The sequence below is a fragment of the Neorhizobium sp. BETTINA12A genome (assembly GCF_023006485.1).
Taxonomy (GTDB): domain Bacteria; phylum Pseudomonadota; class Alphaproteobacteria; order Rhizobiales; family Rhizobiaceae; genus Neorhizobium.
On sequence record NZ_JALBGW010000158.1, the window covers coordinates 1 to 10,921 of the forward strand.

Here is a 10,921-nt window from a genome sequence, read left to right on the forward strand (position 1 = left end):
CGAAGCGCCGCCTCATCCGGCCAAGGCGCCGGTCGCCAAGGGCATGGAGGCGGCAACGCCGACCGCACTCGCTGAGGCCCGCATCGAAGCCTTTGCCAAGGCCAAGCTCGATCCGAGCTGCTACGTGACCATCCGGGACCTGACGGTGCTCGACGACTGGATCCGCGCGGCGCAGGAAACCGGCCTTGTCGCCTTCGATACGGAAACCACGTCGCTTGATCCGATGCAGGCGGAACTGGTTGGTTTTTCGCTGGCGCTTGCCGACAATATCGCCAACCCGTCCGGCCTAGAAGTCCGCGCGGCCTATGTGCCGCTGATCCACAAGACCGGCGTTGGCGATCTGCTCGGCGGCGGGCTTGCCGAAAACCAGATCTCGACCAGGGAAGCGCTGGCGCGTCTGAAGCCGCTGCTGGAGGACCCGTCGGTCCTCAAAGTGGCGCAGAACCTGAAATTCGATTACCTGCTGATGAGACGTCATGGCATCACCGTCGAGGGTTACGACGATACGATGCTGATGTCCTATGTGCTGGAGGCCGGCAAGGCGAACCACGGCATGGACGCACTGTCGGAGCGCTGGCTGAACCACAAGCCGATCACCTTCAAGGAAGTCGCCGGCAGCGGCAAGGCGGGCGTCACTTTCGATTTCGTCGATATCGACAAGGCGACCGCCTATGCCGCGGAAGATGCGGACGTGACGCTGCGCCTGTGGATGGTGCTGAAACCGCAGCTGGCGGCTGCGGGCCTGACCCGCATCTATGAACGGCTCGAGCGGCCGCTGGTCTCGGTGCTCGCCCGCATGGAAGAGCGCGGCATCACCATCGACCGGCAGATCCTGTCCAGGCTTTCGGGAGAGCTTGCCCAGCGGGCCGCCGCCTTCGAAGACGAGATCTACGAGCTGGCAGGGGAAAAATTCACCATCGGCTCGCCGAAACAGCTCGGCGACATCCTGTTCGGCAAGATGGGCCTGCCGGGCGGCGCCAAGACCAAGACCGGCCAGTGGTCGACCTCGGCCAGCGTGCTGGAAGATCTGGCTGCCGAAGGTCATCCCCTGCCGCGCAAGATCGTCGACTGGCGGCAGCTGACAAAGCTGAAATCCACCTACACGGATGCGCTGCCGGGCTACGTTCACCCGGAGACCAAGCGGGTCCACACCTGCTACTCGCTTGCCTCCACCACCACAGGCCGCCTTTCCTCTTCGGAACCGAACCTGCAGAACATCCCGGTGCGTACGGCCGAAGGCCGCAAGATCCGCACCGCTTTCATCTCGACGCCCGGCCACAAGCTGGTTTCCGCCGACTACAGCCAGATCGAGCTGCGCGTGCTTGCGCACGTGGCGGACATTCCGCAGCTGCGTCAGGCCTTTGCCGATGGGATCGACATTCACGCGATGACGGCTTCGGAAATGTTCGGCGTGCCGGTGGAAGGCATGCCCAGCGAAGTGCGCCGCCGCGCCAAGGCGATCAACTTCGGCATCATCTACGGCATTTCCGCCTTCGGACTGGCCAACCAGCTGTCGATCGAACGCTCGGAAGCGGGCGACTACATCAAGAAGTATTTCGAGCGCTTCCCGGGCATCCGCGATTACATGGAAAGCACCAAGACCTTCGCCCGCGAGAACGGTTACGTCGAGACGATCTTCGGCCGCCGGGCGCATTATCCAGAGATCAAGTCCTCCAACCCTTCGGTGCGCGCCTTCAACGAACGTGCGTCGATCAATGCGCCGATCCAGGGTTCGGCCGCAGATATCATCCGCAGGGCGATGGCGAAGATGGAATCGGCGCTCCAAACGGCCGGACTGAACGGAAAGGCCCGCATGCTGCTGCAGGTGCACGACGAACTGATCTTCGAAGTCGAGGACGAAGAGATCGACAAGACCTTGCCTGTGATCATCTCGACCATGGAGCACGCGGCCATGCCCGCGATCTCGATGCGGGTGCCGCTGAAGGTCGATGCTCGCGCCGCCAGCAATTGGGACGAGGCGCATTGAGCTTGAGGCTCAGTGTTCCTGCGGGTAGAGGGACATAAGCGCGGTCGAAAGCAGCTCGTCGGCATAGGTGCAGGCGGTGAGCCGCGCATCCTCCGGCATGTTCATCTCGTGACAGCGCTGGTGCACGGCTTCGAGAACGAGGTTGCTGATCCCACGGGCGTGTTCGACATCCGCATTTTCGGACGTGTCCATGGCGAGCGCCAAAGCCGTCATGGAGACGATTTCGAGAACAACGACGCGCGCTTCCAGATCGATGGCGGTTGCCCCATCGGAATGGTGCCTGTCGCGCGGCTTGTTCTGGCCCATGGTTTTTTCCTTTCATAATATAAGGAAAGGCACATAGAGCCGGATCAGGGACTTTAAAGAAGGATCGAACGTTTTTCGCTAACCAGTCGGTTGGCTCGCAAAGCAACCGTTGAGAGCGTCGACCAGGGCCTTGCCGGCATCTTCGAGCGATCCGCTATTGTCGATCGTCACCACCTGGTAGTCGCCGGTCACGGCAAGCGAACTGCGTTCGAGACGCCGAAGTATCTCCTCGCGCGTTTCCCGTCCGCGCGCTTCGAGCCGGGCGGCGAGCACGTTCAGGCTGGCGGTGATGTTGATGACCACGAGCGACGGATAGGTATCTTTGAACTGGGCAAGCGCGGAACGCGAGCCGTTGGCGACGACCAGCTGGCCTCTTGCCATGGCCTCTTTCGTCTCGGCGGGAATGCCGTATCGCAGGCCGTGGGCACCCCAGGAGACCGCAAAACGGCCGGCCCTTTCCAGAGCTTCGAATTCCGCTTCGGAAACGCCGTCGTGATCCTCGCCGCCGGCGGCGGCATCGCGAGTGATAATCCGCCGCACGAAGACGACGTCATCGCGGCCCTCGAAGAACCGGGCGGCATAGGCCATCAGCGTGTCCTTGCCGGCCCCGCTCGGGCCGACGACGGCGACCATGCAGCCGCGTCGCTCCGATTCCATTGTTGTCGGCCTGGCGTCCATCAGGCGACCCGCCGGCCTTCCCGCCAGACGGCGCGGGAGACGGGAACGCCCTCTTCGTGATGGACGCGAACGATATCGGCGCGCAGGCCCGTCGCGATCCGGCCGCGATCATCGAGGCTGACTGTACGGGCAGGGGTCGACGTCACCATGGCGAGCGCCTTCGGCAGCGAGATGCTTTCGACCTCTGCGGCAAGCACGAAGGGTGCATGCAGCAGGCTGAGCGGCACGTAATCGGAGGAGAGCACGTCGAGCACGCCCCGCTCGGCAAGGTCGCGGGCGGCGATATTGCCGGAATGCGACTTGCCGCGAACGATGTTCGGCGCACCCATCAGCACGCTCATGCCCGCTTCGTGGGAAGCCTTTGCCGCATCGAAACTGGTCGGGAATTCCGCCAGCCGAACGCCGTTGTCGATCGCTTCGCCCACATGGGAAAGCGTCGCGTCGTCATGGCTTGCGACAGTGATGCCACGCTCGGCGCAGACCTTCGAGATCGCCGCGCGGTGCGGTGTCGCGTTGCGTGCCGATTCTCCCTGGCGTTTGGCCACGAAGGCGGCGAATGCCTCGTCGCTGAGGCCGCGCTTCTTCTGGTAATACAAGGTGTACTGATCCATGGTCTGGAACTGCCGCTGGCCCGGTGCGTGATCCATCAGCGAGACGAGCCGGACATGCGGATCGTTCTCGAAGTCGACGAAATGCTCCATGCAATTGTCGGCGGAGACTTCGCAGCGCAGATGCAGGAAGTGTTCGGAACGCAGGCGGCCGTAGGCGGCGGCGGCGGCAATCGCGTCCGCCATGTCCCGCATTTCGCCATGGGCAAAACCGCCGTCCTCGTCGGCGCCCATGCGCAGGCAGTCGAAGACGGTGGTGATGCCGGAGGTAGCGATCTGTGCGTCATGGGCCTGGATCGCCGCCGTGGTGTTCCAGCGCACGCCCGGACGCGGCGAATAATGCTGTTCCAGATGGTCGGTATGAAGTTCGACCAGGCCCGGGATCAGATAATCGCCCTCGAAATCCTCGCCAGTATGGACATTGCCTTCCGAGATATCGGTGATCTTGCCGTTCCGGATCTGGACTGAACCGGAGATCACGCTGTCCTCGAGCACGATGCGGGCATTGGTGAGCACGAGTTCGGCGGTCATGATGCGGTCTTTCTGTTTTCGAAGGCGGACGCCAGCCGAAGCCAGCGATGGGCGATGAAGGGGGCGCCGCGCTCGGGCTCGGCGAAGATGGCAAGCCCATCGACGGTCAGCGGTGCGTTGGCGAAATCGGCGAAGCGCCGATCGAGCTCGCGGCGCATGGCAGGTGCCTCCTCGGCCGGGACTTGGCCCGTCAGCGTCATGTGGAAGCGGAACTCGTCCATGACATAAGGATAACCCCAGCGATCAAGATTGGCGCGCTGGGCAGAGCTTAACATATCAGGTTTCCGCCGTGCGATATCGTCCTCCGACAGCGGCGCGCGAAAATGTTCGAACTCTTCGACGACGCGTCCGGCGAAATGCTGGAGCTCCGGATAAATCGTGTCAGGCACCAGCGCGAAGAACCGCCCCAGCTGGCCGACGATGACGTTCGGGATGTCGAACTCCGTGGTCTCTGCGGCAAAGCGTTCGGCGGCATCGATGAGCTCGGCCTCCGTCCGGTCGGGATGCAGTTCGAACGGCGCCTTGAGCGTCGCATGAAAGGCATAGCGGCGCGGATCGGCAGTCAGTTCATGGACGGTGTCGCGGGCCAATCCTTCGACATCAGGCGTCGGAAACGTCTCTGCGGTAAAGGCGTCACGGCCGAGCCAACGCGCTGCCGCCTTCGTCAGCGGATGGTTTTCGGCGGGCGAAAAATAGAGAGCGTAGCGCAAAACGGGATTCCGGAATCAGGAGAAGGCCGGCTGACCTTAGCTGTCTACCGGCCGGCGAAACAGGACCTTCGGCTAAAAGATTTCCGTGACAGAATGATGATAATCCGGCCGGTCAGTGACCCTTTTTGCCCATGACCCGCGAACGCAGCGCATTCGAGAGGTTGTCGAAGACGAAGACCACGAGAAGGATCAGCAGGACCATGTAGGCGACCTTGTCCCAGTCGGCATTGGTCTTCATGGATTCGAGCAGCTTGAGGCCGATACCGCCGGCTCCGACAGCGCCGATCACCGTCGCCGAACGGGTGTTGGACTCCCAGAAATACAGCGATTGTGAGATGAAAATAGGCAGGACCTGCGGCACGACGCCGTAGCGCTGCACGATGACCGGCGCGGCTCCCACCGACTTGACGCCCTCGCGCTGCTTGTCGTCGACATTCTCCAGCGCTTCCGAATAGACCTTGCCGAGCGCGCCGGTGTCCGTGAAGAAGATGGCGGCGATCCCCGGCAACGGCCCCGGGCCGAAGGCGCGGGTGAAGAACAAGGCCCAGATCAGCATGTCGATGGAGCGCAGAAAGTCGAAGAAGCGCTTCATCCCCCAGTTCATCGGCCGGCTTGTGGTGATATTGCGCGCCGCGACGAAGGCGAGCGGGAAGGCGACGAGGGTGGCAAACAGCGTGCCGACAAAGGCCATGACCAGCGTCTGCATTAGCTTGGAGAGAATATCGCCGTGCTGCCAGCTGCCATTGTTCAGGAAGTTGTCGAGAGCCAGCGAGGCATTGGATTGAGCCGGATCGAGTCGCTCGCCGAAGAACATAAGCCCGGCGACGCCGGTGAAGCTGCGGCCCCAGAACGGTGAGTGGGTGTCGAAGAAGAAATTCGCCCAGCCGAGAAAGCGCCGCTGGATATAGACCTGGTTGCTGCGGATTTCCGCCTGGCCGGCAAAACCGAACCGGACATTGACCTTGTTGTCGTCCTGCTCCATCCGCGCCGGCGCACCTGCCGGCAGAGACGCCCGGTCCCCGTTGATCGCGACGGGATAGAGCTTGCCGTCGATATAGACATCGACCTGGCTTGGGGTCACTTCCAGGCGGTTCTCGCCGCCGAAAAGGACCGTGTAGCCGCCGTTCGAGGTCGGCTTCAGCCAGTCGATCGCAGCACCCTCGGGATATTGGCGGCGGCTGGTCCATTGCGGCACGACCTGGCCGTTCTGAAAGCGCAGGCGCGGCTGGGCCCGCCAGGAATACCAGTCCTGGATGTAGATCGCCGCGCGGTCCCAGTTGCCGTTGACGAAGGTGGGGATGACGTTGAAGAAGGAAAAGCAGAAGGCGAGGTAGACGAAGACCGCAACGGCGGCGATCGCCAGGCCCCAGCGCTGCATGAAGCTGCGGTGAAAGACTTCCGGATAGGCGGTGAGCAGGCGTTCGCGATCTGCGGCATTGACGGCGAGAGTGGACATCAGGCGGCTCCCCGGCCGAATTCGAACGATTGCCTGCCGATCAGCCGGCGGCGCAGCCAGGCCGAGAACTGGTCGACGCAGATGACGGTGACCAGGAGAAGGATGATGATCGCATAGGTCTTGGCGGCGTGGTCTCGACCGATCGACAGGCTGAACACCTCACCGATGCCGCCGCCGCCGACGGCGCCGATAATGGTCGAGGCGCGGACATTGATCTCGGTGCGCAGCAGCGTGTAGGACACGAAATTCGGCAGGACCTGCGGCAGGATCGCGAAGCGGACGCGCTCCAGCCAGCTGGAGCCCGAGGCCCGCAGGCCCTCGTCCGGCCTCATGTCGGCATTCTCGACCACTTCGAAGAACAGCTTTCCGAGCGCGCCGATGGTGTGGAAGGAGACCGCGATGATCGCCGCGATCGGACCGATCGACAGGATGGCGGCGAGAAGGCCGGCGATGACGATCTCCGGGAAGGCGCGCATGATTTCCATGATCCGCCGCACTCCCCAACGCACTGCCCGCGAGCCGACGAGGTTGGAGGAAGCGAAGAAGCAGAGCAGGAAGGCGCCGGTCGAGCCGAGAATGGTCGAAACGATCGCGATATTGAGGGTAATGGCGAGCTGATAGAAGAAGTTCGGAATGTAGAAGCTGTCGGTGATCCAGACGCGGTCGCTCGTGTAGTCGAACTTGATCGAGCCGTCGGCATAGGGCGACGGCAGGTCGAACATGGCGCGAAAAATCTCCAGCGGGCTGTTCGGCACGAAGCTCTTGATGAAGTCGAAGAAATAGGGAAGACGTTCGAAGAACTTGCCGGAATTGGCTTGGTTGGCGAAATCCAGCGACGCAGCGAGCACGATCAGGAAAACCACAATGGAGACGACGGTATAGATCCGCCGGGTCCGCACCTGTTGCTGGTAATGGTCGAGGATGGTGCGGGAGCTTTCCTGCAGCCCGCTGAGTTGAGCGGGTTCGGCCACGTGCGCCATTCTGGGCATCCTTGTTGAACGAGCGGCGGCATCGTCATGATGCCGCCGCCAAGATATTGATCAGGCGCTGGATCAGCCGCCGATGACGGCCTTACGAGCGTCGATGATGGTCTGGTAGAACTTCTGGTCGACCGGCGACCAGTCGACGTAGCCGCCGCCCGTGAAGCTCTCGAAGCAGGCCTTGTCCTTCTTCGGCAGCTCGGCGAAGTAGGCGGTCACCTTCTTCTTCATGTCGTCCGAAAGCTTGTTGGAAACCATCAGCGGGCCGTTCGGGATGAGCGGGGACTTCCAGACCTGGACGATGTCGTCCATGTCGAGCAGGCCCTTGGTGACCATGATGTGCAGGTTGCCGGACGAGTAGCCCTGCGCCCAGTCGCCGACAGCCGAACCGAAGGTGGTGCCGACGTCAAACTTCTTGTCGAGAATGCCGAGAACGAGGTTCTCGTGGCCGCCGCCGAAACCGGTTTCGGAGAAGTACTGCTTGACCGGCATGCCGATGTCCTTCGGCAGGGAGACGTTCGGTACGAGGTAACCGGAGGTCGAGTCCGGATCGGCAAAGCCGATCTTCTTGCCCTTGGCATCGGCGAGCGTCTTGATGCCCGAATCTTTGCGGGCAACCATGATCGAGTAGTAGCCGGTCGAACCGTCGGCCTGTTTGGTTGTCAGGACCGGGGTAACGGCGTTCGGGTCCTTGATGTAGATCGAAGCGTAGGAGGATGCACCCATGACGGCGAGGTCGATCGTGCCGCCGAGCAGGCCTTGGATGACGCCGTTATAGTTCGGCGACGGGAAGAGCTTGACATCCGAAGCGCCGGTCGCGGCGATCAGGCCCGGCTTGACGCATTCGGTGCGGCGAACCTGGTCGGCTTCGTTTTCGCCGCCATCGAGGCCGATGCGCAGAACGGGTGCGCTCTGGGCGTGGGCCTGGCCGGCGACGGCAGCGATGGCGATCGTCGCCATCAGGATCTTGCGGAATGCAGACATGGAAGTCTCCTTTGGTGATTGGGGTGGTCAACCCGGAAAGGGCGTCAGTCTTCCGGCCGCGGGTCGGCAGCCGGAAACAGGTCAGCGCATGGCGGCGGCTTCGGCCATCATGCCGGATGTGTCGATCGCGACCGGAGCCTCGCCGCGACGGGTGGAGGCGAGGCTGGTCGACGTCATCGTCTCGTCGATCCCGGCGCCATCCCTGTCGGAGCCGTAGATCTCGCGCACCGCATTGGCATTGAGCTCCTGCGGCGGTCCGTCGAAGACGACGCGGCCGCCCGCCATGCCGATAATCCGTTCGCAATAGCTGCGGGCAGTGTCGAGCGTGTGCAGATTGGTGATGACAGTGATGCCTTCGCGCTCGTTGATGTCGCGTAACGCGTCCATGACGATCTTGGCATTGAGCGGATCGAGCGAGGCGATCGGCTCGTCGGCGAGCATCATTTTCGGCGCCTGCACCAGCGCACGGGCAATCGCCACGCGCTGTTGCTGTCCGCCCGACAATGTTCCGGCAGCCTGCAACGCCGTCTGTTCGATGCCGAGCCGCTCGAGCGCCGCCATCGCCATGACGCGCTCGTCACGGCTGAAGATTTTCAAGAGGCTCATGGTCGTCGAACGGTGATTGAGACGGCCGAGCAGCACATTGGTCATCACGTCGAGGCGCGGCACCAGGTTGAACTGCTGGAAGATCATCGCGCAGTCGCGCTGCCAGTTGCGCAATGCCCGGCCCTTGAGGGAGGAGACTTCGGCGCCGTTGAAGTAGATGGAGCCGGAACTGGGCTCCTGCAGACGGTTGATCATGCGCAGCAGGGTCGATTTGCCGGCGCCGGAGCGGCCGATGATGCCGACCATCTGGCCTTGGGGAATCTCGACGTTCACGGCGCTCACCGCGATACGGTCGCCGAAACGGCGGGTGATGTCCCTCAACTCGAACTTCATGCTCTCTCGCCAATTCAGCCTTTTTCTGAGTGCTCGATAGCGATGGTTGATGAAGTCTGAATGTCGGTTTTATGTCGATTTTATTATATTCCGAAAGTGCCCGTCACGCTTCCGTTACGTGGCATGACGGGACACGAATTCCTCTGCCGAAAGTGCCCGGAAATCATCGAGAGCACCTCTCAGTTTCAGGTGATCCCAGTCCCACCAGGCAAGCCGGTCCATCGCCTCGCCGACCGCTTTTGTGAAACGCTCGCGGATGAGTTTAGCCGGCACGCCGCCGACGATCGTATAGGGCGCGACGTCCTTCGAGACGACCGCACCGGCGCCGATCACCGCACCGTTGCCGACAGTGACACCCGGTAGCACGGTGGCGCCATGGCCGATCCACACGTCATGGCCGATGGTGACGCGATGGTCGCGCCGCCATTCGAAGAAGCTCTTCTCGTCCTCGGCATCGTCCCAGTAGCTGGCGGCGCGATAGGTGAAGTGGTGCAGCGTCGCCCGCCAGGTCGGATGATTGGTGGCGTTGATGCGCACGGAGGCCGCCATGTTGACGAACTTGCCGATCGTTGCGCACCAGATCGAGCCGTCCTGCATGATATAGGAATAGGCGCCGATCTCGGCCTCGCTGATGCGGCAGCGTTCGGAAACTTCCGTATACGGGCCGAGCGTGGAATTGCTGACGTTTGCCGTTTCGTGGATTGCGGGCTCGAGCCCCACCTTGACGCTCATGCGGCGACTGCCTTTCGCGGAGAAAATTGGGAGACGTCGAGAACGCGGTCTGCCACCGCCTCGCGCACTTCCTCGTCGTGGAAGATGCCGAGAAGGGCGACGCCCTCGCGTTTCTTGTCCGCGATCATGTCCACGACGACGCGCCGGTTGACGGCGTCGAGCGAAGCGGTCGGCTCGTCGAGGAGCAGGATTCGGTGGCTGGTGATGAAACCGCGGGCAATGTTGACCCGCTGCTGTTCGCCGCCCGAAAACGTGGCGGGCGGCAAGGTCCAGAGTTCTCGCGGCAGGTTGAGCTTGGCCAGGAGCTCGGCCGCCTTGTCGCGTGCTTCCGGCGCTGCGATACCGCGGGCGACCAGCGGTTCGGCGACCACGTCGAGCGCGGAGACACGCGGGACGGTGCGCAGGAACTGGCTGACATAACCGAGCGTATGGCGGCGCACGTCGAGCACGGTACGCGGATCAGCGCGGGCGATATCGACGAGCCGGTCCTTGTGGTCGACCAGGATCTGCCCGGCATCGACGGCGTAGTTGCCATAGAGCATCTTCAGGATCGAGCTCTTGCCGATGCCCGAAGGGCCGCCGAGCACGACGCATTCGCCGCTCGCGACGGAAAAGTTCACATCGTTGACGACCGGCAGCTTGATGCCGTCGCGCAGATGCATGGTGAAGCTCTTGAAGACCTCGGAAACGACGAGGGGAGTTGCCATGATCGTTTTTCCTCAGACCTGAAGAATGGAAGAGACGAGAAGCTGGGTATAAGGCTCGCGCGGATCGTCGAGCACCCGGTCCGTCAGCCCGTGCTCGATCACATAGCCGTCCTTCATCACCATCATCCGGTGGGACAGGAGGCGGGCGACCGCAAGATCGTGGGTGACGACGATCGCCGACAGGCCGAGATCGTTGACGAGGCCGCGCACGAGATCGAGCAGGCGCGCCTGGACCGAGACGTCGAGGCCGCCGGTCGGCTCGTCCATGAAGACCAGCCGCGGGCCGGTGACGAGGTTGCGGGC

11 protein-coding genes and 1 pseudogene are annotated in these 10,921 nt (G+C 62.7%); 1 reads left to right on the forward strand and 11 read right to left on the reverse strand.

The features are described from left to right. Positions 1-1,987 (forward strand): DNA polymerase I (polA, locus tag MOV61_RS24620; protein ID WP_247138478.1); only part of this gene is annotated, 1,987 nt, incomplete at its 5' end. 9 nt (positions 1,988-1,996) lie between these two features. Here the strand turns inward: polA and MOV61_RS24625 are convergent. From MOV61_RS24625 to phnK, 11 genes and pseudogenes are all read right to left on the reverse strand, one after another. After that, positions 1,997-2,293, reverse strand: coding sequence for a hypothetical protein (locus tag MOV61_RS24625; RefSeq protein ID WP_038548018.1), 297 nt, complete (start codon positions 2,291-2,293; stop codon positions 1,997-1,999). A gap of 78 nt (positions 2,294-2,371) precedes the next feature. Then, on the reverse strand, positions 2,372-2,950 hold the full coding sequence (gene phnN / locus MOV61_RS24630) for a phosphonate metabolism protein/1,5-bisphosphokinase (PRPP-forming) PhnN (RefSeq protein WP_038548021.1): 579 nt from the start codon (positions 2,948-2,950) through the stop codon (positions 2,372-2,374). 20 nt (positions 2,951-2,970) lie between these two features. Further along, positions 2,971-4,110, reverse strand: a complete 1,140-nt coding sequence (locus MOV61_RS24635; RefSeq protein ID WP_038548025.1) for an alpha-D-ribose 1-methylphosphonate 5-triphosphate diphosphatase — start codon at positions 4,108-4,110, stop codon at positions 2,971-2,973. Beyond that, on the reverse strand, positions 4,107-4,820 hold the full coding sequence (locus tag MOV61_RS24640) for a DUF1045 domain-containing protein (RefSeq protein ID WP_247138479.1): 714 nt from the start codon (positions 4,818-4,820) through the stop codon (positions 4,107-4,109). The genes MOV61_RS24635 and MOV61_RS24640 overlap by 4 nt, the downstream gene beginning before the upstream one ends. 112 nt (positions 4,821-4,932) lie before the next feature. Then, positions 4,933-6,276: a phosphonate ABC transporter, permease protein PhnE gene (gene phnE / locus MOV61_RS24645; protein WP_408962427.1), complete on the reverse strand. Its 1,344-nt coding sequence runs from the start codon at positions 6,274-6,276 to the stop codon at positions 4,933-4,935. Beyond that, positions 6,276-7,256, reverse strand: a complete 981-nt coding sequence (gene phnE, locus MOV61_RS24650) for a phosphonate ABC transporter, permease protein PhnE (RefSeq protein WP_247138480.1) — start codon at positions 7,254-7,256, stop codon at positions 6,276-6,278. The genes phnE (MOV61_RS24645) and phnE (MOV61_RS24650) overlap by 1 nt, the downstream gene beginning before the upstream one ends. Before the next feature lie 72 nt (positions 7,257-7,328). Beyond that, on the reverse strand, positions 7,329-8,240 hold the full coding sequence (phnD, locus tag MOV61_RS24655; RefSeq protein ID WP_038548034.1) for a phosphonate ABC transporter substrate-binding protein: 912 nt from the start codon (positions 8,238-8,240) through the stop codon (positions 7,329-7,331). 81 nt (positions 8,241-8,321) lie between these two features. Beyond that, positions 8,322-9,179: a phosphonate ABC transporter ATP-binding protein gene (gene phnC, locus MOV61_RS24660; protein ID WP_247038934.1), complete on the reverse strand. Its 858-nt coding sequence runs from the start codon at positions 9,177-9,179 to the stop codon at positions 8,322-8,324. A 114-nt stretch (positions 9,180-9,293) separates the two neighbouring features. Further along, positions 9,294-9,911: a DapH/DapD/GlmU-related protein gene (locus tag MOV61_RS24665; protein ID WP_247138481.1), complete on the reverse strand. Its 618-nt coding sequence runs from the start codon at positions 9,909-9,911 to the stop codon at positions 9,294-9,296. After that, positions 9,908-10,618 carry a phosphonate C-P lyase system protein PhnL gene (gene phnL / locus MOV61_RS24670; RefSeq protein WP_247138482.1) on the reverse strand — a complete coding sequence of 237 codons (711 nt, stop codon included), beginning with the start codon at positions 10,616-10,618 and terminating at the stop codon, positions 9,908-9,910. The genes MOV61_RS24665 and phnL overlap by 4 nt, the downstream gene beginning before the upstream one ends. A gap of 12 nt (positions 10,619-10,630) precedes the next feature. Continuing rightward, positions 10,631-10,921, reverse strand: a pseudogene (phnK, locus tag MOV61_RS24675) (phosphonate C-P lyase system protein PhnK); the annotation flags it as partial.

Bases quoted from the DNA above. Each gene is read 5' to 3' on its own strand.
- phnL (WP_247138482.1), bottom strand. From the start codon at position 10,618: ATGGCAACTCCCCTCGTCGTTTCCGAGGTCTTCAAGAGCTTCACCATG.
- phnD (WP_038548034.1), bottom strand. From the start codon at position 8,240: ATGTCTGCATTCCGCAAGATCCTGATGGCGACGATCGCCATCGCTGCC.
- phnN (WP_038548021.1), bottom strand. From the start codon at position 2,950: ATGGAATCGGAGCGACGCGGCTGCATGGTCGCCGTCGTCGGCCCGAGC.
- phnE (WP_408962427.1), bottom strand. From the start codon at position 6,276: ATGTCCACTCTCGCCGTCAATGCCGCAGATCGCGAACGCCTGCTCACC.
- MOV61_RS24665 (WP_247138481.1), bottom strand. From the start codon at position 9,911: ATGAGCGTCAAGGTGGGGCTCGAGCCCGCAATCCACGAAACGGCAAAC.
- MOV61_RS24635 (WP_038548025.1), bottom strand. From the start codon at position 4,110: ATGACCGCCGAACTCGTGCTCACCAATGCCCGCATCGTGCTCGAGGAC.
- phnC (WP_247038934.1), bottom strand. From the start codon at position 9,179: ATGAAGTTCGAGTTGAGGGACATCACCCGCCGTTTCGGCGACCGTATC.
- MOV61_RS24625 (WP_038548018.1), bottom strand. From the start codon at position 2,293: ATGGGCCAGAACAAGCCGCGCGACAGGCACCATTCCGATGGGGCAACC.
- phnE (WP_247138480.1), bottom strand. From the start codon at position 7,256: ATGGCGCACGTGGCCGAACCCGCTCAACTCAGCGGGCTGCAGGAAAGC.